Origin of the sequence: Acinetobacter baumannii (genome assembly GCF_009759685.1) — a bacterium.
Lineage (GTDB): Bacteria > Pseudomonadota > Gammaproteobacteria > Pseudomonadales > Moraxellaceae > Acinetobacter > Acinetobacter baumannii.
The window spans coordinates 3135029-3159597 of the sequence record NZ_CP046654.1; the positions used below are offsets into that span (position 1 = coordinate 3135029).

At 36.8% G+C, this 24569-nt stretch carries 25 protein-coding genes and 1 pseudogene; 9 read left to right on the forward strand and 17 right to left on the reverse strand.

Features of this window, described 5'->3' with window-relative positions; all coding sequences use genetic code 11:
- Positions 1 to 46: 46 nt before the first annotated feature.
- Positions 47 to 517, forward strand: coding sequence for a hypothetical protein (locus GO593_RS14995; protein WP_000477056.1), 471 nt, complete (start codon positions 47 to 49; stop codon positions 515 to 517).
- Positions 518 to 589: 72 nt separating this feature from the next.
- Here GO593_RS14995 and GO593_RS15000 read toward each other — a convergent pair whose 3' ends face one another.
- Complete coding sequence (locus tag GO593_RS15000) at positions 590 to 925, reverse strand: hypothetical protein (protein ID WP_000736703.1); 336 nt, start codon at positions 923 to 925, stop codon at positions 590 to 592.
- Positions 926 to 1097: 172 nt separating this feature from the next.
- Complete coding sequence (locus GO593_RS15005; protein WP_000342695.1) at positions 1098 to 1805, reverse strand: Crp/Fnr family transcriptional regulator; 708 nt, start codon at positions 1803 to 1805, stop codon at positions 1098 to 1100.
- A gap of 92 nt (positions 1806 to 1897) precedes the next feature.
- On the opposite strand from GO593_RS15005, the gene GO593_RS15010 reads away from it, so the two are divergent.
- Positions 1898 to 2419 (forward strand): Mpo1 family 2-hydroxy fatty acid dioxygenase, encoded by a 522-nt coding sequence (locus GO593_RS15010; protein WP_000067184.1) that lies wholly within the window; start codon positions 1898 to 1900, stop codon positions 2417 to 2419.
- A 46-nt stretch (positions 2420 to 2465) separates the two neighbouring features.
- Here GO593_RS15010 and ychF read toward each other — a convergent pair whose 3' ends face one another.
- The 8 genes from ychF to GO593_RS15050 all read right to left on the reverse strand — a co-directional run bounded on the left by ychF (position 2466) and on the right by GO593_RS15050 (position 10948).
- Positions 2466 to 3557: a redox-regulated ATPase YchF gene (gene ychF / locus GO593_RS15015; protein WP_000506572.1), complete on the reverse strand. Its 1092-nt coding sequence runs from the start codon at positions 3555 to 3557 to the stop codon at positions 2466 to 2468.
- A gap of 93 nt (positions 3558 to 3650) precedes the next feature.
- Entirely contained in the window at positions 3651 to 4310 is a 660-nt protein-coding gene (locus tag GO593_RS15020; RefSeq protein ID WP_001153959.1) for a methionine ABC transporter permease, read from the reverse strand.
- A complete protein-coding gene (locus GO593_RS15025; RefSeq protein ID WP_085941321.1) occupies positions 4291 to 5367 on the reverse strand; it encodes a methionine ABC transporter ATP-binding protein in 1077 nt (358 codons plus the stop codon). The genes GO593_RS15020 and GO593_RS15025 overlap by 20 nt, the downstream gene beginning before the upstream one ends.
- A gap of 5 nt (positions 5368 to 5372) precedes the next feature.
- Entirely contained in the window at positions 5373 to 6206 is an 834-nt protein-coding gene (locus GO593_RS15030) for a MetQ/NlpA family ABC transporter substrate-binding protein (RefSeq protein ID WP_001007366.1), read from the reverse strand.
- A gap of 13 nt (positions 6207 to 6219) precedes the next feature.
- Positions 6220 to 7050 (reverse strand): MetQ/NlpA family ABC transporter substrate-binding protein, encoded by an 831-nt coding sequence (locus GO593_RS15035; RefSeq protein WP_000079421.1) that lies wholly within the window; start codon positions 7048 to 7050, stop codon positions 6220 to 6222.
- A gap of 14 nt (positions 7051 to 7064) precedes the next feature.
- On the reverse strand, positions 7065 to 8477 hold the full coding sequence (locus GO593_RS15040) for an LLM class flavin-dependent oxidoreductase (RefSeq protein WP_000753098.1): 1413 nt from the start codon (positions 8475 to 8477) through the stop codon (positions 7065 to 7067).
- On the reverse strand, positions 8477 to 9700 hold the full coding sequence (locus GO593_RS15045) for an SfnB family sulfur acquisition oxidoreductase (RefSeq protein ID WP_000205193.1): 1224 nt from the start codon (positions 9698 to 9700) through the stop codon (positions 8477 to 8479). Before GO593_RS15045 ends, GO593_RS15040 begins: the two co-directional genes overlap by 1 nt.
- 12 nt (positions 9701 to 9712) lie before the next feature.
- Positions 9713 to 10948, reverse strand: coding sequence for an SfnB family sulfur acquisition oxidoreductase (locus GO593_RS15050; RefSeq protein WP_002134419.1), 1236 nt, complete (start codon positions 10946 to 10948; stop codon positions 9713 to 9715).
- Positions 10949 to 11293: 345 nt separating this feature from the next.
- On the opposite strand from GO593_RS15050, the gene GO593_RS15055 reads away from it, so the two are divergent.
- The 5 genes from GO593_RS15055 to GO593_RS15075 all read left to right on the forward strand — a co-directional run bounded on the left by GO593_RS15055 (position 11294) and on the right by GO593_RS15075 (position 15862).
- Complete coding sequence (locus GO593_RS15055; RefSeq protein WP_001265503.1) at positions 11294 to 12058, forward strand: glutathione S-transferase family protein; 765 nt, start codon at positions 11294 to 11296, stop codon at positions 12056 to 12058.
- Between the two features lie 536 nt (positions 12059 to 12594).
- Positions 12595 to 13488 (forward strand): amino acid ABC transporter substrate-binding protein, encoded by an 894-nt coding sequence (locus GO593_RS15060; protein ID WP_000830363.1) that lies wholly within the window; start codon positions 12595 to 12597, stop codon positions 13486 to 13488.
- A gap of 94 nt (positions 13489 to 13582) precedes the next feature.
- Complete coding sequence (locus GO593_RS15065) at positions 13583 to 14425, forward strand: amino acid ABC transporter permease (protein WP_000110648.1); 843 nt, start codon at positions 13583 to 13585, stop codon at positions 14423 to 14425.
- A gap of 2 nt (positions 14426 to 14427) precedes the next feature.
- Complete coding sequence (locus GO593_RS15070) at positions 14428 to 15105, forward strand: amino acid ABC transporter permease (RefSeq protein ID WP_000347804.1); 678 nt, start codon at positions 14428 to 14430, stop codon at positions 15103 to 15105.
- A 13-nt stretch (positions 15106 to 15118) separates the two neighbouring features.
- Positions 15119 to 15862 carry an amino acid ABC transporter ATP-binding protein gene (locus GO593_RS15075; RefSeq protein ID WP_001132006.1) on the forward strand — a complete coding sequence of 248 codons (744 nt, stop codon included), beginning with the start codon at positions 15119 to 15121 and terminating at the stop codon, positions 15860 to 15862.
- Positions 15863 to 15913: 51 nt separating this feature from the next.
- On the opposite strand, the gene GO593_RS15080 is transcribed toward GO593_RS15075, so the two are convergent.
- Complete coding sequence (locus tag GO593_RS15080; RefSeq protein WP_185218769.1) at positions 15914 to 17230, reverse strand: DcaP family trimeric outer membrane transporter; 1317 nt, start codon at positions 17228 to 17230, stop codon at positions 15914 to 15916.
- A 346-nt stretch (positions 17231 to 17576) separates the two neighbouring features.
- Between GO593_RS15080 and GO593_RS15085 the strand changes: the two genes are divergently transcribed.
- The gene (locus GO593_RS15085) at positions 17577 to 18047 is read left to right on the forward strand and encodes an Lrp/AsnC family transcriptional regulator (protein WP_000418050.1); all 471 of its coding nucleotides are present in this window, start codon (positions 17577 to 17579) and stop codon (positions 18045 to 18047) included.
- Between the two features lie 30 nt (positions 18048 to 18077).
- On the opposite strand, the gene GO593_RS15090 is transcribed toward GO593_RS15085, so the two are convergent.
- The 6 genes and pseudogenes from GO593_RS15090 to GO593_RS15120 form a co-directional block, all read right to left on the reverse strand.
- A complete protein-coding gene (locus tag GO593_RS15090; protein WP_000907230.1) occupies positions 18078 to 18827 on the reverse strand; it encodes a YebC/PmpR family DNA-binding transcriptional regulator in 750 nt (249 codons plus the stop codon).
- Positions 18828 to 18989: 162 nt separating this feature from the next.
- Positions 18990 to 19534 (reverse strand): annotated as a pseudogene (locus GO593_RS15095) (1-acyl-sn-glycerol-3-phosphate acyltransferase).
- Between the two features lie 185 nt (positions 19535 to 19719).
- The gene (locus GO593_RS15100) at positions 19720 to 20280 is read right to left on the reverse strand and encodes a TetR/AcrR family transcriptional regulator (protein WP_000037166.1); all 561 of its coding nucleotides are present in this window, start codon (positions 20278 to 20280) and stop codon (positions 19720 to 19722) included.
- 522 nt (positions 20281 to 20802) lie between these two features.
- Complete coding sequence (locus GO593_RS15110) at positions 20803 to 21549, reverse strand: ATP-binding protein (RefSeq protein WP_000208885.1); 747 nt, start codon at positions 21547 to 21549, stop codon at positions 20803 to 20805.
- A complete protein-coding gene (gene istA, locus GO593_RS15115) occupies positions 21546 to 23090 on the reverse strand; it encodes an IS21 family transposase (RefSeq protein WP_000701381.1) in 1545 nt (514 codons plus the stop codon). The genes GO593_RS15110 and istA overlap by 4 nt, the downstream gene beginning before the upstream one ends.
- Positions 23091 to 23267: 177 nt before the next feature.
- On the reverse strand, positions 23268 to 23420 hold the full coding sequence (locus tag GO593_RS15120) for an Arc family DNA-binding protein (protein ID WP_001260886.1): 153 nt from the start codon (positions 23418 to 23420) through the stop codon (positions 23268 to 23270).
- 118 nt (positions 23421 to 23538) lie between these two features.
- Here GO593_RS15120 and GO593_RS15125 point away from each other — a divergent pair, with 118 nt between their 5' ends.
- A complete protein-coding gene (locus tag GO593_RS15125; protein WP_002134415.1) occupies positions 23539 to 24552 on the forward strand; it encodes an Arc family DNA-binding protein in 1014 nt (337 codons plus the stop codon).
- The last annotated feature ends 17 nt before the right edge of the window (positions 24553 to 24569 follow it).

Here is a 24569-nt window from a genome sequence, read left to right on the forward strand (position 1 = left end):
CGAATTTAATAGCATAGTGCCGAAATGTTTAATTCGGCAGTTTGATATGTTCAAATCAAAGACTCGTTTAGTTTATATCGCCATCCTGAGTGCGAGCGTATTTATATTGCAAGGTTGTGATAATGGCAATCAGAGCTCAGATAAAAAAGTAGAAATTAAACCAGCGCCGAAATTAACGAATGATGCGACAGTTTATGCAAAAAAGGCATGGACATTAATCAATACTGTTGATCATTTAGTTTATGAAAAACAGCTCAGTCAAATTAATGATAATGTTCGTAAACCACTACGTCAGCTCAGTACAGACTGGCGTATTAATGTAAAAATGACAGATTCGGTCACTGAAGGAAAATATGCGCTTTGCCGTAAAGCTTTAACGAGTCTAGATGTATGGGCGCGCGAAACGCTTGAAAATAATAGTTCGGTTGCTCAAAAACAGGCAGATTATGAGCGCGATAAACAACAGTGTAAGGAAGCGATTGAAAATCCGAATTTAGGAAACACATCTCCTAAATAAAGCCTATACATATAAAAAAGCGAGATGATCAATCTCGCTTTTTTGCTTTAAACGATAATGGGTGAATGATAATTACGGTTTTGTTGCAGCTTTAGCTGTGTTGGCAGTTTTTACAGCATCTTGCTTCATTTGGTGAGTCATTTGATGTGATTCATGTTGTGCATGAGTCGCACTAGTCATTGCATCATGCTTTTGCATGGTTAAGTCTTTTTTAACTTCCTGTTTAGTTTTAGTTGCCTCTTTCTTTGCTTTTTGAGCTGTAGCTTTTCCATTTACCGCTACACATTTTCCACCTTTGTGATTTGGTCCAGTACCGCCTTGTAGTTGAGTTCCTTTTGGACATGCAAATGCCGAAACACTTAACATAGCCAATACGCCTGCTGTAAGAATTGTTGATAATTTTTTCATGTTAATCAGCGCCTTGTTGAGTATTATTGCTCAGCTTGAGTGTAAGGTGAAAAATTCTGCTTTAAAACATTTATTTTGTGGAAATAGAGTTTGAACAATGTTTTGATTTGCAGTGTTATCTAATTTTTTAATTTAATTTTAAGTTTTTATTATATAGCGGCGTTTCGTACAATTATGAATGAACTTGAGCAATTACTTTTAGTTTTTCAATATCTAAAATCTCAATTTTTCTAAAAGCAATTTTAATAATATTTTGTTTTTCAAGTAGGCTCAATTCATGGTTGATCGTCTGCCTAGATGTAGTCAACATGTTGGCTAATTGCTCTTGAGAAATCTGAATGTGATGATCTTGAATAAGAATATGGTTACCGTATCCTTCTAAAATGAACAGAAGACGTTGTGCAAGCCTTTGAGAAATACTGCGTGTTTGTATCGCAATCTGTTCTAAGAAAACGTACCTGAGTTTTTGGCTAGTTAAACGTGCAAAATAATACCAATAATATGGATGTTCTTTTAGTAGCTCATTTAATGGTTTTGCAGGAATATGCAGAACTATACTTTTTTTCAAAGCAATCGCGTCGTGTGACCGTGGCTCATGATCAATTAAAGATATTTCACCGAACCACATAATCGGCTCAGCAATTGCAGAAAGTGCTTCATTACCATTTACATCGACATAACCCAAGCTAATTGAGCCTTCAAGGACGGTATAAATACCATCAAACTCATCTTGAGCATGGAAAACGTAGCTATTTTTCTCAAAAGTAATTTGCTTGCCATGTTCTAAAATAAACTTTTGGAATGCTTCCGGAAGCACACTAAACCATGTGTTTTCTTTTAATCGGTTAATATAAATTAGGTCCAATATTCGGTCATCCATGAAAAAATTCATTACTTTGTCAAATAGCTGACAACTTTAAATTTTCCTTATTTGTACAGTATGACTATAGTTAGGTGAATAGGGAATAACTCATGTCAAATCTGGAGCAGAAACTGAGCCAATATGCGGCTTATCATTTAAATCATCAAAATATTTTGACGCATTTTATAGGCATTCCACTCATCGTGTTTTCAATTTTATGTTTAACAGCGAGGGCAGGAATCGATATTGGTAATTTTAAAGTTACTTTAGCTATGGTACTGATTGCATTCAGTACAATCTATTATTTATTTCTAGATAAAGTTTTTGGCTTAATCATGCTCATGATATTGGTGGCTGTGTATCCATTAGCGAGCCAAATTGCCGAACTTCCTTTAGGACAATGGTTGGCTGCAAGTATTGGTTTCTTTGTGGTGGGGTGGGTCTTTCAGTTTGTGGGGCATTATTTTGAAAAGAAAAAGCCTGCTTTTGTTGATGATGTAATAGGACTTGCAATTGGACCACTATTTGTATTGGCTGAATTTATATTTATGTTAGGTTTTAGAAAGCCTTTGCATGAGCGAATTTTACACGAGGCGCGCAGTAAACGAGAGATGATGGATTTAAGCCATTAAATATAAAAAAAGCCCCAATCTAGTGGGGCTTTTTTTAAGCTTTAACTTAAACGTTAAAACGGAAGTGCATTACATCGCCGTCTTGAACAACGTAAGTTTTACCTTCTAAACGCCATTTACCTGCTTCTTTAGCGCCGTTTTCACCGTTGTATTGTACGAAGTCATCATATGCAACAACTTCAGCACGGATAAAGCCTTTTTCGAAATCAGTATGAATAACACCAGCTGCTTGAGGAGCCGTCGCACCAACTTTTACTGTCCATGCACGAACTTCTTGTACACCAGCAGTGAAATAAGTTTGTAAACCTAAAAGTTTATAGCCTGCACGAATAACTACGTTTAAGCCTGGTTCTTCCATGCCCATTGCTTCTAGGAACTCAGCACGATCTTCATCTTCTAATAATGAAATTTCAGCTTCGATTTGGTTGCAAAGCGGCACAACAATTGCGTTTTCTTCGGCAGCAAGTTTTTTAACAGCTTCTAAATGTGGATTGTTTTCAAAACCGTCTTCTGCAACGTTTGCAATGTACATGGTTGGTTTCAAAGTCATTAAACCAAAACCACGAATTAATTTGCGTTCGTCATCAGACAAATCAGCCGCGCGAGCTGGTTTACCTTCGTCAAGTAACGGTTGGATTTTTTCTAAAACTGCTTTAGTTGCTACAGCTTCTTTGTCACCGCCTTTAGCAACTTTAGTTAAACGTAAAATTGCTTTAGCAACAGTCTCAAGGTCTGCAAGTGCAAGTTCAGTATTGATAGTTGCAATGTCATCTAATGGATCAATTTTACCATTTACGTGGATGACGTTTTCGTCTTCGAAACAACGTACAACGTGTGCAATTGCATCAGTTTCACGAATGTTAGCAAGAAACTGGTTACCCAAACCTTCGCCTTTTGATGCACCAGCAACAAGACCTGCAATGTCCACAAATTCCATAGTGGTCGGCAAAACACGCTGAGGGTTAACAATTGCAGCAAGTTTATCTAAACGTGGATCTGGAACAGGAACAATACCTGTGTTTGGCTCAATGGTACAGAACGGGAAGTTTTCCGCTGCAATCGCTGCTTTAGTTAATGCATTGAAAAGGGTAGATTTCCCTACATTTGGCAGACCAACAATACCGCAATTAAAACCCATGAAAACCACTCACAAATATGTAAATTAAAAATTGTGGCTGATTTTACATGAAAGCCATGACAAAGTCATGGCTAGAGCAGGGTTCTGTTGTGTTTAAACTTTACGTTTATCGAGTTGCTGGGCTAATGCATCACCAGTCGCTTGTACTAACATGACTAAAACAATCAATACTAAAATAACAGCCAACATAATTTGCATATCAAAACGTTGATAACCATATCGATAAGCAATGTCTCCTAAGCCACCTGCACCAATAGCACCAGCAATCGCAGATGAGTTAATCATTGTCACAATAGTCACTGTAAAGCCTGCCACAATACCTGGCAAAGCCTCTGGTAAAAGTACGTGCCAGATAATTTGTTTGCGGTTACAACCCATGGCTTGTGCAGCTTCAATTAAGCCTTGATCGACTTCACGTAAGCTGACTTCTGCAATACGGGCAAAAAACGGAATGGCCGCAATCGTTAAGGGAACAACCGCTGCCCATACGCCATAACTTGTACCCACAATCCAGCGAGTAAGCGGAATAAGTGCAACCATTAAAATTAGAAAGGGTATTGAGCGAGTGATATTGATGACCCAACCCAAAGCTTGATTAATCTTTTGCGACGGATGAATGCCATGTTCAGAAGTGCTGACTAAAATAACAGCGATAGGTAAGCCAATTAAAAAGGCAATGAACGCAGATGCGCCTACCATGAGCAAGGTATCTACAGTTCCAGTAATTAATAAATCAATGAGCTGGTCTTGCATAGCCAAGTACCTCAAATTGTGCGATTGCTGTTAATGCATCTTGTTGTATAGATGAAAGATCAATTTCTACGTTAGGAATACCGACTAAAAGTGAGCCAATAATGTGCCCTTGAATGGTATCGACCTGACTTTGGTATAAATTGACGGGTGCTTTGAATTTGGCAAGTAGTTCTTGAATATCTGGAACCTGATGTGCTTCAGCCTCATATTTCAGTTTTACAATAATATGAGTCGAATCTTCATCGGGTAGACGGCTGATTTTAAAAGGCAGAGTGATCTGCTCAAGGTTTAATAGTTCTTGAGTAATTTGTTGCTCTGGTCGTGAAAATACCGACCAAACTTGCCCAGCCTCTACAATCTCACCTTGGTCAATCACCACGACTTGATCACAAATTTCTCGAATCACTTGCATTTCATGAGTAATTAATACAATGGTGAGACCAAGTTCCTGATTAATCTTTTTAAGTAAAGCCAAAATAGTGGCAGTACTTTCAGGATCAAGTGCCGAGGTTGCCTCGTCACACAGTAAAATTTCTGGGTGGTGAACAAGTGCGCGTGCAATACCAACACGTTGCTTTTGTCCGCCAGAAAGTTGTGATGGATAATAGTTAGATTTATCTGCAAGACCTACGAGAGCTAGAACCTCATTTACGCGTTGGTCAATATCTGCTTTGTTGTAATTGGAAACTTTTAAGGGCAATGCCACGTTTTCCCAAACTGTTTTTGCCGACATTAAATTGAAATGTTGAAAAATCATTCCAATTCGTTGACGGGTTTGAATAAGCTCGGAATGGCTCAATTCAGCAATGTTTTGTTGATGAATATGAATGCTACCAGTATTTACTTGTTCTAAGCCATTTAAAGTGCGGAGTAAGGAAGATTTTCCCGCACCACTTTTACCAATAATGCCTAAAATCTTACCTTGAGGAATATCAAGGTTAATCTCTTTTAAAGCATGCAGCTTTTGACCCTGCGATTGGTAAAACTTATTTAAACCACGAATTTTGATGTGAGGTAGAGAAAAATCAACTTGTGATCCAAAACTCACCATGGTCATTCTCCTTATTTCCAGCCTTGAAACCACATACCTTGGCCAAAGTCTTTATCCAGAATATCTTGTGCTTGTTTTGAGTTCTGGAATGCTTTAACAAAGGTTGCAAGTTTTTGGTTTTTATCTTGGTAATCGCGACGGGTCACAAACAAAATTGCATATTTTTTATCGATTGGATCTAAAAATAATGCGCTATGTGGGTCGGTTACCTTTGCCATCTTTAAGTAGTGAGGAAAGCCGAAAATTAAATCGACATCGTTATATGCATGTGCGGTTTGAGGGCCTTCAACCTCAACAAAGCTTAGCTGTTTAGGATTAGCAATGATGTCTTGAGTGGTTGAAAGTTCATTATTAATGTCTTTAAGCTGAATTAAACCTGCACGGTGCAATAAAATTAAAGCACGGGCTAAATTGACCGGATCGTTTGGAATAGCAACACGTGCATTTGTAGGTAAGTCTGTAAGTGATTTATATTTTTTTGAATATAAACCCACATGACTTCCTGAGCCCACGGCAAATGCATGTAAGTCATAACCCGTTTCTTTAACAGCATTACGTAGAAATACGCTTTGCTGGAAAAAGTTTGCATCAATATCACCGTTTTGTACGGCAACATTGGGTGCTCGCCAATCAGAAAATTCAACGAGTTTGACATGAACACCTTGCTTTTCTACTTCATTGGCAACGCTTTGTAATAGCTCAGCATAAGGCGGGCTAATCCCGATCGTTAAAACATCATCGGCTTGTTTATTTTTAATATAACGGTAACCTACGAGGCCCAGAACTACGATTAAAACCGTAATTCCGAGTAACCAAGGCTTATGCTGTTTGAACTGAATCGCCATAATCTTTCCGTTATTACTTCCAGCCAGGGAACCAAAGTGTTGGCCCAATCTCGGCATCTAACACAGCTTTAACTTTTGGTGAGTTTTGATAGATCTCAACAAATTTCTTTAATTTGTCGCCCTTATCTTGGTAGTCATCACGCACTACAAACAAAATTGCATAACGTTTATTGGTATTGTCATCAAGTAAAAGTGCACTTTCAGGGTCAGCTGTTTTTGCTAAGCGTAAGTAATGTGGATAGCCAAAAGCCAAGTCAACATCATCAATTGCACGAGCAGTCTGTGGTCCTTCAACCTCTACGAATTGCAAATTTTTAGGGTTTGAAACTACATCTTTAAGTGCAGATAAATGATTATTTGAATCTTTAAGCGTAATTAATTTAGCTTGCTGTAAGAGTAGTAGGGCACGACCTTGATTCACTGGATCATTTGGAATGACTACACGTGCGTTTTGCGGCAATTCATCAAGGTTTTTATATTTCTTTGAATAAAGCCCCACATGTGATGCTGCACCCACTGCAAATGCCTTTAACTTAAAGCCTGTTTCTTTAATTGCATTGTCTAAGAAAGGTTGGTGCTGGAAAAAGTTCGCATCAATATCCCCGTGATTTAAAGTAATGTTTGGTGTATTCCAGTCAGAAAATTCGACCAGTTTTACATTTAAACCCTGTTTCTTTGCTTCATCGGCAGCAGCTTGTAAAGTTTTTGCAAATGGTGGGCTAATACCAATCACAAGTTCATTTGAGCCACTTTGGCGATGTTTATTCCAAAAGAATAAAGCAACAATGAGGACTACAACGACTAAGCCTACGCCTAGCCATTTTTTTGAGGCTGTTTGAGCCATTTCTATCTCCAAATTTAAGCGGTTATTTCTTCAATTGTTGTTAAGTTTTTGCTGTTGTTATAGGGACTACATCGGAACGCTTGAACAGGGTGTTGTTTTGGTAATTGATCACCCCGATTAAAAATTTTGTTCCGCAGTGAACCGGTTTTATATGCAGTTTTATAGCGACCACGTTGTTGTAGCTCAGGAATGACTAAGCGAATAAAGTCGTGGTGAGACTCTGGTGCAACAGTACGTGTCAAATTAAAGCCATCAATATCTGTTTCATCTAAAAGATGAATTAAGTATTCAGCAACTTCTTCGCCACTACCCACGATGAGGGGATAACGACCGCCTAAAACATGCTGAGCTTTTAAGTCATTTTTCGTGATTTGTTGCTCTTTAAATTTTTCGGTAATCGAAACAATGCTGTTACTTTTTTGGTAAGGAATCGCTTCATCGTCAGCAAACTTACTTAAGTCAATGCCTGTTGAACTCGCATAATGCGCTAAGCCTGCTTCAGGGCTCGCATACTGACGATATTCATTAAGTTTTTGTACAGCCAGATCATGTGTTTCGGCCACAACAACAGTTATGCCGACAAACACTTTAATATCATTCGCTGAGCGTCCTTGCTGTTCGGCAAGAGTACGAATCTTTTTCACTTGTTCGCGAATTTTTTCGGGTTTGTCGCCTCCAATAAATACACATTCAGCATGGCGAGTCGCAAACTGCATGCCTTTTGGTGAAGCACCTGCTTGAAACAGTGTCGGGGTGCGTTGCACAGAAGGAGACACCTGAAACACACCTTCGCTTTGGTAATATTTTCCGTGGTGGTGAATGGTGTGAACTTTAGACGGGTCTGTAAAAACACGCTGTACTTTATCTTTTTTAACGGCGTCGTTTTCCCATGAACCTTCCCAATATTTATAGCAAAGCTCTAAAAATTCTTCAGCTTGTTCATAGCGAGCATCGTGGTCTTTTAAACCTTTTTGACCAATTAAGCGTTCCGCACTATCTAGATAACCTGTCACGATATTCCAGCCAATACGACCTTGAGTTAAATGGTCGAGACTCGCAAAGCGGCGTGCAAATTGATATGGATGCTCATAGCTTAAGTTCACAGTGACCCCAAAACTTAAGTTTTGAGTGACTGCCGCCATAGCAGAAATGAGTGTAGATGGGTCATGGCTCGGAAGTTGAATGGACTCTTTTAAAGTCAGATCAATACCATTTTGATAGACGTCATACACACCAGTAATATCGGCTATAAACAAGCCGTCAAATAAACCACTTTCTAAGGTCTTAGCTTGTTCTGTCCAATAGCTCAGTTCATTAAAGCGGTGTGATTCATCACGTGGATGTGTCCATAAGCCATGATTGATATGCCCAACACAGTTCATGTCAAAGGCGTTTAATAAAATCTCTTTTGCTTTGAAATCTGCCATTACAATGTCCCCCGACGAGGTGGTAGAACACCGTTAAGCACATAGTTCCCAATAAAGTAATATTTCCATCGTGCGGCATCATGTAAGGTATGTACACGGGCATTACGCCAGAAACGGTCTAGACCATCTTGTGATTGACTACCACGACTACCAGCAAGTTCAATCAGCTTAGACGATGCTTTTAGTGCGGTATCGCTACTATGAGCACGTACTTTGGCAACATCAATTGAAGCTTTTGCAATGCTTTCAGGTGTGGTTTCAATTTTTGCGGCATCAATTGATTGAGCTGCCTGTTTTAATAGGACTTCACTAGCTCGTACATCTACCGCAATGCGTCCTAATTCATAAATCGTTAAAGGATCTTGGTTGGCTGTTTCTACATTTGAATCAATCCATGGGCGAGCTTGATGCACTCTTTGCAAGCTTTCTTCAAAGGCTGCACGTGCAATGCCTACCTCAATCGATGCATGCATGATTTGGGCAAAAGGTCCGACTAAGGTTGGTCGTAAAAATGCTGTATCAAAAGGAATAACATCATCTGCATCGACAAAAACCTGATCAAACTTAACTGTGCCGCTGCCTGTAGTTTTTTGTCCAAATCCAGACCAGTCATCAACAAGTTTTAATCCTTGTGAACCACTTTTTACAAAGGCTAAATACTCTCGACCTGCATCATCTAAAACTAAGGTTGGAATACGGTGAGCAAATAAACTTCCTGTGCAGTAAAACTTTTCACCCTGAATGAGATATCCATTTTCATGCGGACGAATGTTAGTTTGTTTATGGGTTGAAGTTTTAGTTTTAAACTCAGCAAGTGCATTACCAAAGCGGGTGCCATTTAACACTTCGCCGTATAAACGTTGTTTCTGAGTTTCTGTACCTGTATTGCGTAACACTTCTAATGCATAGAAGTGGTTTTGTGGAATTTGCCCGATTGAACCATCTGCACCGCTTAAAAGTGCAATCACTTTAGCAACAGTATGACTTGAAACTTCGGCACCGCCATATTGCTTTGGCACTGTAATTGCCCAAAGTCCAGACTGGCTCAAAGCATCAATTTCGGTATACGGTAAAATTCGTTTAGCGTCTCGCTCAACTGCGGTTTTTTTAAATTGTTCGGCAAATTGTTCGGCAATTTCTAATGCTTCAGCATCATTTTGAATAATATGTGCTTGGCCTGATGCCGATGTTTGTTTGGTTTGAACCGACTGATATGACGTCATGACAATTGCTCCTTAAATCCAGGCATGGCGGGCAGGGAAATGACCATTAAGGTAATAATTGCCAATGGCATGTAATTTCCAGCGAACAGGGTCGTGCAAGGTATGTACACGAGCATTTCGCCAATGTTGATCTAAATTATGTTGGCTTAAGCTTGAGCGGCTACCGCCTAGCTCTAGTAGTTTTTCAGAGATTTGTAGGGCAGCATCATTGGCATAGACTTTTGCTTCTGCGACTAAAATTGAAGCTTTTGCTACTTGTTCGTCAGTCACCGTTTGAAGTTGATCAAGTTCATCTAAATATTCAGCAGCTTCATCAAGCAGTAAAATTGCTGCGTCGAGTAAAATATTTAACTTACCCACCTCTTGTAGGGTGTAATGTTCAAAGCTGGCTTTTTCAACATTTGCATCAATAATTGGGCGCGCTTTGTGTATGGTCGATAAAGTATCTTCAAAAGCAGCTTCCGCAATACCGACATCAATTGCCACTTGTAATAACTGCGAATACGCACCGCGATAGGTTGGAACTTGTGTTAATAATCGCTCATCAAAAATAAGTTCAGGATTAACTTCAACATTATTTAATTTAACCGTACCACTGGCTGTAGTACGCTGACCAAACCCATTCCAGTCATTAATAACTTCAATGCCTTGAGCATCTCGGTTAACAATTACTAAAACGACATGACCTTCAGGATGAACAGCTTTAATTGCAAGCCAATGCGCAAAACTTGTTCCTGTCGAATAAAACTTTTCGCCGTTTAAAAAATATTTGCCGTTTTCAATAGTAAGCGTGGTTTTTAAGGTTTTTGAGTCATGGGTATTTCGTTCGGGACCACCGTTGGCAAGACGTTTACCGGCTAATATTTCTGAAAAGATAAATTGTTTTTGTTGTTCTGTACCCATGATTTCAATCAGGTTTAACAGGCTAATCTGATTTTGTGGAATCTGACCAACATTTGCATCGCCTTTACTTAAAATACGGAAAACTTGTGCCAAAGTTTTATTGGAAACAAAAGCGCCGCCATATTTTTTTGCAATGCGAATTCCGCCTAAACCTTTTTGGCTAAAGCTTTCGATTTGCTCATGCGGTAATAAGCGTTGTTGATCACGTGTATTACGACCCTCTAAAGCAAAATCAGCCACTTGATAAGCAGCATTAATTGCTTGTTGATCATTTTGAATGACTTGGACGTATGCCGTCGTTTTAGATAGAGAATTAGACATAATGACACCTTGTATTGCTGTCATTACCTTACAAAAGAAATATTTTTCCACTAAACGAGGACTTATGCTCAGCTTATGAATAAAAATGCAAAGCACTTTTTTTGATTTTTAATAGATAAATAGAGATATAGAAATATATTAAAAATCAATAAATTATATTTTTTATTTGTAAAATGAATAACTAAAAGGACTTTAATATGAAAAACAGCTATAAGTACGGTAAAAAAAGATATAAAAAATATAGACCTAACTGTCAGCGAAAAATGAGCACAATATCCATTGTTTTCATTAAAAATAGCTTCTAAAGTATCTACTTACCGAAGACGATTTTTGTACGAATAGTCAAATAAAAATAAACGTGGAGATTTTATGCGGGTTTTGTATCAGTTTCCTTTGTCTCATTATTGTGAAAAAGCTCGCTGGTTGTTAGACCATAAAGAACTTGATTACGTTGCACATAATTTGATTCCTGGATTTCACCGTGCTTTTGCACAACTTAAAACAGGTCAAAATTTGTTGCCGATTTTAAAAGATGACCATCGCTGGATTGCTGAGTCGACTAAAATTGCGCTTTATCTGGATGATACTTATCCGGAACATGCACTTTTACGCCGTGATGAACAACTTAGACAGCAAACTCTTAAAATTGATAGTTTGGCAGATGAACTTGGGGTGCATGTACGTCGTTGGGCACTTGCTCATACTTTAGCTCAAGGTGATCATGCTCTAGAGATTATGATGGGCGAACAAGGCTACTTACGACAGTTTGAGAAAATATCAAAACCGTTTCTCAAGACTCTAGTCAAGAAGAACTATAAGCTTGAAGAAGAGCTCGTAAGTCAGTCAAAAGGACGCATGGATGAACTTATTAATGAGTTAAACCACTATTTAATTGAAAACCAAGCACGTTATATGGTTGGTGACCGCTTAAGCCTCGCTGATATTTCAGTATGTTCTATGCTTGCACCTTTATTAGAAATAAAAGGTACACCATGGGAAAGGGAAGAAGATGGGGAAGTATCGCCCGATTGGAGTAATTATCAGAAATATTTACTTGATTTGCCGCTTGGACAGTACGTTTTAAGAATATATCAAACTGAACGTAATGCACGCGTTGATTGGCGAGGAATTTAAATTTTAGTTTTTAAAAAGCTCCGATAAAATCGGGGCTTTTTTATTTTTTAACTTTAAAGATACTTAAAAAATATTACTATCAATTTTATAAATGATTTTTAATAAAACATTTATGTACATTATTTTGATGCTTAATTTAATATTTATTACTGTTTATTCAACTTAAGTATAAGCTACTAATAAATTTGATCTTTTATTTTGGGGATAAAAGTTACTTTTGCTAAAAACAGTTTTTAGAAAAATTTAAGCCACTTTATTGTGCATGTGTTTACATTGTAATCAATAATTGCCACATTTAAGTGTAAATAGATGAGCTTAATAATAGACAGAAGATTAAAACATAGATTAAAGTAGAAACATGTGAGCAGTTTTAAAGGTATTAATTCTGCGAAACAGATAAATAATAAGTGAAGCAAATGGACGTGTCCTACTTGGAAAAGTTGGCTCGATAATTGCAATTTAATAATAAATCACTCTATTTCTCTATATGAATGATTCTGTAGACAAATAGAGGGAATGATCATCAAGGAGTTCTTATGAAACGTTCTGCAACCTCTCTCATTGTTTCAACAGTTATGCTTTGTACGGTTGGTGCTACTTCTCAAATTCAGGCAGCAGATACATTAGCTAAAATTAAAAGTACTGGGAAAATCGTTATTGGCCACCGAGAATCGTCTGACCCGATTTCATATGTTGTTGCAGGTAAACCAGTAGGTTATGCAGTCGACATTTGTAACCAGTTTGCAAATGATATTAAAAAAGAATTGAAAATGCCGGGTTTAAAAGTTGAATACAAGGCAGTAACTTCATCAACACGTATTCCTGAGCTTTTAGCGGGCAATATTGATATGGAATGTGGTACCACCACAAACTCTAAACAGCGTCAGCAACAAGTGGGTTTCTCAACTAACTACTATGCAACAGAAGTACGCATGGCTGTTAAAGCAAACTCTGGTATTAAAAGTTTGGCAGACTTAAATGGTAAAGCAGTTGTTACGACTCAAGGTACTACATCTGACAAGTACATTAAGATGAATGAAAAAGGCCAAGCAATTAATGTACAAAATATTTATGGTAAAGACCATGCTGACTCTTTTGCCATGATGGCATCTGGACGCGCTGCTGCATTTGTAATGGATGATAATATTTTAGCAGGCTTAATTGCTAAGTCTTCTACACCTAAAGCATTTGCAATTGTTGGTCCAGTACTTTCATCAGAACCTTATGGCATTATGATTGCAAAAGATGATCCAAAATTTAAAGCAATTGCTGACCGTACTGTAAATAACTTATGGAAAACTGGTCAAATGGATGCTTTATATAAAAAATGGTTCTTATCACCAATTCCACCGAAAAATACTAATTTGAACATGCAACAAAGTTCATCTTATAAAAAACTCAAAGCTCACCCAACAGATGCAGGAATCTAACTGGATCTTTTTGTCCTAAATTTACTTGTGCAGGTGTAAAAATTCATTTGCACAAGTGGTCTATTTTCTAAAGATATTAATTTAAGGGGCAAACATGTCAGTCGGCTCACTAAACTGGACTATATTCTGTGCGGAGTCTAATGAATATGGTGTCGATAAAGCCGCATGGGCAGAATCAGTTTGTAAGGTTATTGGTAGTTCTAGCTACAATGCCTATGCTGAGGCGCCCACATGGTTACAAATGTTAGGTTCTGGTGTCTTTACTATGGTTTGGACTGCCATTGTAGCCTTTCTTATCGCATTTTTATTAGGTTCTCTCCTCGGGGTAATTCGTACTTTACCCAATAAACCACTTGCTTTTATCGGCAACTGCTATGTCGAAATATTCCGTAATATTCCATTAATTGTACAGTTATTCTTCTGGGCTTTTGTTTTTCCGGAGTTCTTACCGGACAGTTTAAGTGCAGGAAGTGGAGATGTTGTAGCAGGGGGATGGTGGAAAAACATTTTAAATCAACAACCTGCTATTATCGGTGTTTTTGCTTTAGGTCTTTATACTGCGGCGCGTGTTTCGGAGCATGTCAGAGCCGGAATTAACACGGTTTCTCGTGGTCAAAAGTTTGCGGCATCGGCTATGGGATTTACCACCGCTCAAAGTTATCGTTATGTGATTTTGCCAGTGGCATACCGTACGGTATGGCCAACGATTACGTCAGAAGCAATGAACGTCTTTAAAAACTCGGCAGTTTTATATGCCTTAAGTGTTTTAAATTTCTTTGCTTATACCAAAACCATGCGTGAAGAGACTTCACAGGACATTATCATTCTTATTCTGTCTACACCTGTCTATTTAATCATTACATACACCATTAAATTTATAATGGCATGGATTGAAAAACGCATGGCTGTACCAGGTTTAGGCTCGGGAGGAAAATAATTATGGATTTTTCTCTATTGCATAATCCTGATGTTATTGCGGCTTTAAAAGAAGGATTTATTTTTACACTTACCGTAACCGTGCTTGCAATGATGGGGGGCATCCTCATCGGAACTCCTTTGGCAATGATGCGTTTATCCAACAACGCCCTTGCAAGTAACTTTGCGAAGTTCTATGTCGATTTATTCCGTGGTATTCCATTAATTCAGGTTATTTTTATTTTTTATTTCTTGTTGCCAAAGATATTTGAGTTTCAATCAGATACGTATTGGGGGCCATTATTTTCCAGCGTTGTGACCTTTGCCATTTTTGAAGCTGCGTTTTTCTCGGAAATTGTACGTTCGGGTATTCAGTCTATTTCAAAAGGGCAAGTCAATGCAGGCTATGCTTTAGGTTTTACCTACGGACAATCCATGCGTTATGTGGTGTTACCGCAGGCCTTTCGCAATATGCTTCCGGTATTACTTACTCAAACCATCATTCTATTTCAGGATGTGTCATTAGTTTATGTCATTAGTGCACCAGACTTCTTGGGGCGTGCAGATACTTTGGCTAATACCTATGGTCCTGAAACGAAAGCAACATTCTATTTAATCGTCGCTGTGGTGTATTTCTGTAGCTCGTTTGTGCTATCGCAATTAGTCAAACGTTTGCAGAAAAAAATTGCCATCATTCGCTAATTGGAGATTTTAAATGCCAATGATAGACATCCAACATATCTCTAAATGGTATGGTGATTTTCAGGTTTTAACAGATTGCACGACGAGTATTGAAAAAGGTGATGTCGTTGTTGTTTGTGGGCCATCCGGTTCAGGCAAATCAACGCTCATCAAAACTGTAAATGCTTTAGAGCCGTTTCAGCAAGGTGACATTATTGTTGATGGGGTTTCATTAAAAGATCCGAAAACTGATCTTGCAAAGTTCCGTTCTCGGGTAGGAATGGTGTTCCAGCATTTTGAACTTTTTCCTCACATGACTGTTTTGGAAAATTTAACCATTGCCCAAGTAAAAGTTTTAAAACGTTCAGTTGCTGAAGCGCGTGAAAAAGGTCTTAAATATTTAGAACGTGTAGGTCTGCTTGCCCATAAGGATAAATTTCCAGGGCAACTTTCTGGTGGTCAGCAACAGCGTGTCGCTATTGCCCGTGGCTTATCAATGGACCCAATCTGTATGTTGTTTGATGAACCTACTTCGGCACTCGACCCAGAAATGGTAGGCGAGGTTCTTGAAGTGATGGTGCAACTTGCTCATGAAGGTATGACCATGATGTGTGTAACACATGAAATGGGCTTTGCAAAACGCGTATCTAACCGTTTAATTTTTATGGATGAAGGTAAAATTCTTGAAGATTGCCCAACCCATGAATTCTTTGATAATTTAGAGGCACGTCATGAGCGCGCTAAAATTTTCTTGGAAAAAATTCAGGCAATGCACTAATTGTGACAATAAAAAAGAGCCATGAGTGGCTCTTTTTTTTACATCTAAATTTTAGAAATTATATTTTGCCAATAAATTTATGCGTGAGTAATCACCTTTATCACCTGCAAAAGTTTCACGCTGGCCGTAAGTATATTCTGCACCTAAATCAATATTTTTAACCGGATTCCAGATTAAGTTGACCAAAGCGTTATAAATTTCTTTGTTATAGCTAGTATTGGTTAAATTGCTATTTGCATAGACGTTATCATCTTTATATTGAATACCACCTATTGCGAAAGTAGAGCGGAGAATAGGGCTCCATTTCCGTTGGTAGCCGATCACCGCACTATCAAATTCACCTAAGTTGATATCTTGAGTAGTTGTATCGTATGCATATGCAGAGTTGCTATAAGATAAATAGCGGCCATCACCTTTAACATGATAATAGTTGGCAACGACACTATCCTGAGGCGTGATATCGTACTTGCCACCGATGCCTACACCCCAGCCAAATTTTTCTTCAGATGAACCATCTTTAGGCGCTACTCGATTTTCATGGGCAAGACCATGAAGCTGTAATAAGCCTTTATTATCTGCGGTTTTGAAATCATAACGAGTTGTTAGAGCAGGGAAACGGCTCCCTCCCGCAGCATTACTCACTTTTTCAACATCACCACCTTCTAAAGCAACTAATATTTTTTGTTGAGCATTAATTGGTTGAGTATAGCGAACCTGTACAGTACGTGTGGTTCCTGTACCTACTGCACCGGTAAAGTCTAGTGTTTCCGGAGAAGTATCTGTATTGACGAAAGGTGAAGTGGTTTGACCAGCTAACCATTTGCCTAAAGACATATAGGCATGGCGTACACGGAAAGTTCCACTACCATTATCGCCATTGCCTCCCATAAAATCGGCTTCAATTTTGCCTGTTAAATCGCCGTATTGTGTAGGTCGAGTAAGATCTAACCCAATGCGTGTAGTCGCTGCAGATACATTTAAGGAGTCCTGTCTTGGGTCATCTTTATTCAAAGGATAGTTAGCACCATTTGAAATGCTGCCATTTGACCCCTTAAAGTCATAGGTTGCATCTACACGGACATTCCCATAAAGCTTGACTTGCGTTTGGCCATCAGGCATTTGCATCCAACCCGGTTTGCTCTGAGGAACGGGTGAGCTTGCTGCAATTGTAGTTGGCGGCACTGTTGGAGTATTTACTCCAGTTACCGCTTTTTGCTGATTTGATAATTGCTGGACCAGTTGCTTTAACTCACTAACTTCTTTGCGTAAAGCATCTACTTCCGCATCAGTAGCAGCATGAGCTGGCATAACTACACCAGTTAAGCTGATAGTGCTCATTGCAAGAATTAATGTTTTGATATTTTTCACAGGCATTCCCCACATTGGATATAAAAGATTTCCAATATGTGCATAACAAAAAGAGTGCCAACTTTTTAAAATTATTTAAACTCATTGATTTTAATTAAGAAATTATAAAATTTTTAAAAATTAAATATATTTTTATTCATATACTAATTAAATCATTGAAGAGTTATAGGCTATAAGTAATTGAAAATGCGCTATGAACGTTATACTACTGCACAGTTAACAAGCAAAAGTTTAAGTTAAGAGGGGGGTAAAGCTTAATTCTCTCTTTTAATGGTATTTGATTTCCAAAGTAGGCTTAGCTTTAGGATATACTGTAATTTATAAAGCGTGTTAATTGGAGCAAAGAATGGAGTTAGACCGTTTTGATAAACAAATTCTGGAAATTTTGTCTCATGAAGACCTGAATTTGAATGAGCTTTCAGAACGGATTAATCTTTCAGTTAGTTCTGTTCATCGCCGAATTAAACACTTGATTGAAGCTAATATCATGGGGCAACTCAAAAGAGAAATTAACTTTAGCAAATTGGGTTTTACCTTGCATATTTTGCTACAAGTCTCTTTAAGCAAGCATGATAGTGAGACATTTGATAAATTTCTTTCTGAAATTGAAGCCATTCCTGAAGTAACAAATGCTTTTTTGGTGACTGGTCAAAGCGCCGATTTTATTCTTGAATTAGTTGCACGTAATATGGACGACTACAGCGAAATTTTATTAAGACGGATTGGTAAAATTGATAATGTCGTTGCTCTGCATTCGAGCTTTGTCATTAAAGAATACAATGTATTTAACTGTTATAACTTATTAAATAAAGTATAAAAAACGCACCATTTGGTGCGTTTTCTCGTCTTAGGCATCAAGTTGCGCTAAAACTTCATCACTAAACTCAACGTTTGTATAAACGTTTTGTACATCGTCTAGATCTTCAAGCATATCAATGAGTTTCATCACTTGTTTAGCTTGATCAATATCAGTGATTTCTGCTTTAGTAGAAGGGCTCATCACTACTTCAGCATTATCTGATTTTAAACCAGCAGCTGCTAGAGCATCTTGAACCTCACCAAAAGTCTCTGGAGAAGTGATTACTAAAATTTCATCTTCTGAAACTTCAATATCTTCTGCACCAGCTTCTAAAGCAACGTCCATGATCTTATCTTCTAAAGAAACATCGTCAAAAGTAATCTCACCACGTTTGGTAAATAGGTAAGCAACAGAACCTGCGGTACCTAAGTTACCATTAGTTTTGCTGAAACAATGGCGAACATCTGGAACTGTACGGTTCAGGTTGTCTGTCATTGTTTCAACAAGAACAGCAACACCACCTACACCATAACCTTCGTAGGTTACTTCTTTTAAATCATCATTATCTTCACCACCCACACCGCGTTGAATTGCACGGTTAATGGTATCTCGTGTCATGTTGACAGAAAGCGCTTTTTCGACAACAGCACGAAGGCGAGGGTTACTGGCAGGATCTGCACCACCAAGTTTTGCAGCAGTGACAATTTCACGAATATATTTAGTAAAAACTTTACCGCGACTGGCATCTTGTTTCGCTTTACGATGCTTAATATTGGCCCATTTAGAATGACCCGCCATGGAAGTGAACTCCAAAAATTAAAAAATGCAAAAGTGACAGAATATTAGCATAGGCATGGTTTTCTTGAAAACTGTTGCCTTACGTTTTGTTAGCCAATTAAATAAGCTCAGAGAGCCTAAATTTACATAAAAATATAGGCTCAAACTTCATGAGAGAGTTAGCTAGTTAATTTTCACATCAATATCATATTGCGCATAAAGTTCTTTAATCGTTTCAAGATCTTTTTGTAAGTCGGTAGGATAAATCTTACCTAAAATACCGCCTTTTTGGGTTCTTGCATTTGCATACATCAGTACAATTGGAACATTTGCTGCCTTAGCAATATGCCAAAAACCAGTACGAATAGGTTTGCGTTCCGATCCATCTTTGGCACGCGTTGCTTCAGGTGCAATTACTAGGTTAAATGTATCGCTACTTTGGAATTTTTCGACCATTTGAGAGACGATATCTTTGCTTGCTTTTCGGTCTACGGGAATGCCACCTAGCTTTTCAAGAATAGGCTTCATTGGACCTTTGAAAAGTTCTTTTTTATTAGTGTATGAATTTTTAAATCTAATATTTGAAACAAAGCAATTGATAAGATCGCATCAAGGTTAGAAGTATGTTCAAAACCGATAATAACTTGTTTTTTCTCAAGAATTGTAGGATCTGCATCATAGGTCCAACCAACTGCTTTGAAGATAGAATTGCCTAAAAACTTTTTCATAGAGATGTGGGAGACAATAAGGTTGCAGAATTCTAATATGAGTTTGTCTAAAAAGGTAGAAAATTATCTTCCAAACAAATTTTATTTATTTTAATTTAAAAATATTTTTAAATATTATATTCTAATTTTATAATAGAAAAATATATAATTGAATTTTTAAAATATTATTGTATATATTAGAAGTATTAAGGATTTTCAGTTTTAATCAAATACTCAATATATTGCCATTTCTTAGAGGGATCAATCAGATCTTTATCAATTGTCCCATCAATAATAATACCATCAATAATTGAAATGATGATATGAGTAAGTGGAGTAGGGTCTTTAATATCTAGCTCTACTAATAAACTATTTAATAAATTTATAAGCCAGTTTGTATATTCTTGAAATGGTTCACGAATTGAGGTGTATTGTTTAGACACTTCAATAAAAGCCTTTTTGAATAGGCAACCATTAAAATTCTTACTATTAATCCAGTCAATATACCAATTAAAAATTAGATGTATTTTCTCAATTGGACTCACATCTGGATGTAAGCTTAATTTTTCATAAATTGAATTTTGTATATTAATATTTCGATGATGTAGGCATTCCATGATTAAACTTTCTTTAGAGGGAAAATATTTGTAGAAAGTCATCTTGGCTACATTTGATTCAGCAATAATTTTGTCTACTCCTGTAGCGTTGTAACCAATTTGGTTAAAAAGTTCTAAAGCAGTATTTATAATATCTTCTTTTTTTGACATTACATTTCCATATAATTGAAACTAATTATTACTTGATATAGATTTTAAAATTTTAATCAAATTAATCATAATCAAAAACATAATTTTATTCAAGCGAATATTATAAAAGCTAATCAAGATTATTTTTAAATTTTTTAAATATTCTATTTGATTTAGTAGAATTTTAATTCTAATATGAATTTTCAACAAAAGAGTCTTATTTTTATCTTAACTATTTGTTTTAAAAACAGAATACGGAAATTTAAAAAATTAATAAGTTTAATGAGAGTGGATTATGCCTAAAAAATTTGAGGACTTTAATAATCCTAGGAAAAAAGCACTTGCAGGGATGAAACAAAGCATTTCAGCTGAACTTTGGGACAAAAATCTTAATTTTTTAACTCAATTAAGAGCCAAGATCACGAGACATCCAGTATTGCAAAATCAACACTTACTTGAACACCCATTCTCATCCAAGTTGGACACTTTAATAAACTTATACGTAAATTAAAGTGTCGCTTTACTTGGACAAAAATAAAAAAATTACTCGATTTTTTTACCTCGTTTTTTTCGCATAGATTCACCTGCCAAATTGAAAATATGGGACCTATGAACAATACGATCTAATAATGCCTCACCAACCGTTTGGTCCTCAAAGTGGTTTAGCCATAGATTGGTTTCATATTGACTTGTGATTAGTAGTGAACCATTGTCACTATGTTTATCAATAACACTAATAAAATGAGCTAACCAAGAATTATTGATCTGTGATAAACCAAAATCATCCAAAATGAGCAATTTACAGGAAAGTAATCTCTTCTTTAAAGTCGAGATAGTTCCCAAATTTACCGCAGTATTGAAATCTTCGAACAACTCAGTTGTATTATAAAAGATGACTTTAAAACCCAATTTACATGCGTTTGTTCCAAATGCAGAGGCAAGCCATGTCTTACCTATACCAGTTGCACCTGTAAAAATTAGATTATGTTTAGACTTGATCCACTCGCAATCAGCAAAGCTTTGTAAAATATCACTTGTAAGCCCTTTTTTATTGGAACAATCTATTTCTGTCAGGCTACTTGTCGGATATCGTATATTCGATTTATTTAGCAATGATAAGATTTTTCGATTGCTGACTTCATTTTGCTCGGCGATTAGTAATTCATTGAGAATTTCTAATGAGGTCTTTTTACTGTTAACCATTTCATCATAATGATCAACAAAGCAATTCAAACAACCATTAAGTTTTAAATCTTGCATTTTTTGTGCAATAACGCTCTTTGTAGTCATCTTGCATCCCCTCCGAAATAATTAGCACCACGTAAGTTCGCGTGTGTATAGGGTTTCATTGTTTGAGTGGTGTTTAGAGGTTGGATATATTTTCTATTTTTGAGTACATACAAGAGGTCTGTAACTGCTAATAGATTATATTTTAATGCATACTCACAAGCCTGATTAAGGACAGAATCAAGCTTATTTTCTAAAATATAATCTCTAAGCTTATTTAAAGACTTAATATTACGAGCGAGTTGCTTGGACTTATTTAGAATTTTTTCCACAAACTCATAAACATAGTTTCCAAGAGATTTAGCCCACTGCCTAATACTTGCTGGGCTTAAAGTATTATAAAGCCTATGATTGGCTGGCATATGCTCGTCTAGAATACTTGCTTGACCATAGCCTTCTAATAAACTGTGCGAAGTAATTAATTCATTCTCATAATAGAATTGCACTTCATGACTTGTAATACCGATATCTAACTTCTTACCTATCAGAGTATAGGGAACAGAATAAATATTCCCATCAATGGTGAACTGATAAAACTCTGAAACGGTTTGTTGAAATATCCATTTTGAAAAAGGATATGGATGTTTAGGTAGTGCAAGCAATTCATTTTTTTCAAATCGATGAAAACGATCTGATCGACTTTCAGGAAAACGCTTAGTGACACCATTGTTGATTCTATCAACTTCTACATCGATAGCTTTTTGCAATTCTTCAAGTGAGAAAAATTTTCTTTCTCTTAATTTAACCAAGACAGAACGTTGGATAATTTGAACACAAACCTCTGCTAGCCCTTTGTCCTTGGGAGTACGTGGGCGAGTATTCAGAATTGCAAAATCATGATAGTCCGCAAATTGTTCAAATGTTTTATTGAAAACCGTTCCATTACGCCCTGTTTTAATAACAGCCGCTTTCAGATTATCTGTGATTACTTCTCTAGGAACACCACCTATACGATTAAAAGTGGCTGTGAAACATTTTAACCAGTCATGTGTTTGTTGAGTTTCGGCTGCAATCACAGTGATTAAACTTGAAGCACCCAATACACCTACAAAGATTTGAACATTCCTCACCTGGCCTGAATTAATGTCGTGAATTGGCATTGTTTTACCACAAAAGTCGACAAGCAATGTCTGACCAGCAGTATAATGTTGGCGCATAGAGGGGTGTAATTTTTTCAACCACTGTTTATACAACTTCATAAATCGAGAATAAGAAACACCTTCTGGCTCTGTTTCTTTGAACTCAATCCACAATTGCTTAAGTGTCATATCTCTGATCTTCATTTGATCATTGATATATGTAAAGTCTGGTAGCGGTTTGCACTTCATGATATTTCTTGCAACACCTGTTTGCACAACATCTACAAACTCTTGATTAGATGCTTTCAACACCTCAGCAATAGGTATTTCAATTTCATTTAATTTTTTAGCAATAACACCAACTGTTGTTGGAGACACATTAACTCTTTTTGCAATTTGGCGATGTGTATTACCTTGCGCCAAGAACTCACAAATTTTTCTTTGTACTACAACAGGTATTTTCATTTGAAAACTCCCAAAATCAAATAAATGGATAAAGGGAGAAAGAGCAAGCATTTTGCTTTATTGACTTTAAAAAAGTAATTGAACAAAATACTAAGCGTGTCGGTACTCAAAGACACTTTTCAATGGCTCATGTTCGAGCATGAGTCATTGATCTTTCTCCATAGATAAAATAAAAAATTAATTTAGTTCATTTTTCGACTCCTTCTTCATGCGTTCAAGTTCAGTTAATACATAAGAATTCATCGATTGATGTCTTTTCTTAGCCATTTTTTTCACCCAAAAAACCAACTCTTCAGGCAACCTTAGATTTAATTGCTTGGTTGTTCGCATATTAATTATTGACCAGTAGTAGCATTTTGATTCTATAGTATTAAAATGATTCTATATGCGCAATAGTTTTTTTGCATCATAATGCTACTATTGCTTATTCCTACTGTTCGTGGAATCTATGAAAAAAAAAGACATTCAATTTAACCTCCGGATTCCTGAGGATTTAAAGTTAAAGATTGATGAAGCTGCTAAGGTAAATCAACGATCTATTAATGCCGAGACGATGTCTCGTCTATATGATTCTTTTGTTATGGATAATAATATTCATCTAGAAGCAGCTAAAGTCATTGAAAATTTTCTACAAGCAAGAACACCGACCCAGCGTAAAAAAGATGTAGCTGAGAGACTTAACTTTCTTTTTAATGAGATTAAAAAAAGTCTGCATTTCAAAGACCTTACAGTTGCTGAATTAGCATATAAGATTGGGGAAAGCTCAGCAGATAGTGCTGAATCTTGGTTCAGAGCAGAAATGGAACCAACTTTTAACCAACTAGAACAGATCGCAAATTTTTTATCTGCGAATTCAAATTGGTTACTCTTTGGAAAGGAAAGACCATTCAAAGTTGAGAGCTTCCGTTTCGATGAGAATATAGATAAAGATATAAGATGGTTATTGACCCCTAATCCTGAAAAAGAGTTCTTAAAAAATCAGTCAGTCAAAGAAGTTAAATTTATTCGCTGTCTTAATGCGGAAGGGTCACTAATTGTAGCTAAGCTGTATTCAAATCAATATTTAGAGTGTTTCCATACCCCTTATCATATTAGTGATATCACTGGTGTCGGTGGATATAACTCTCTACTTTATTTATGCTTACTGTTTAAAACCTTAAAAAAATACCATAGTTCATACCATCATCCGAATATATATAGCTTCTTGATTTCAGAAGAAATGGCGAAAAAAATATGGGCAGAAGAAACACATCCCTTGCCACTGATTGATCAACTGCGTCATATACCTTGGATGGATGATCTCGCAGATGCATTACCTAATCGCTCATTAGATGAATTCTATTGGCAGGGGTTTGATGTGCTTAGATCAAGATTAATAAAAGATTTTAATGAAAAGGAATTCATTAAGCATCATTGGAATGATTCAGAATTCCATATTAAGCACCCTATGAACTTCGATTAATTCCACGTCAATTTGTG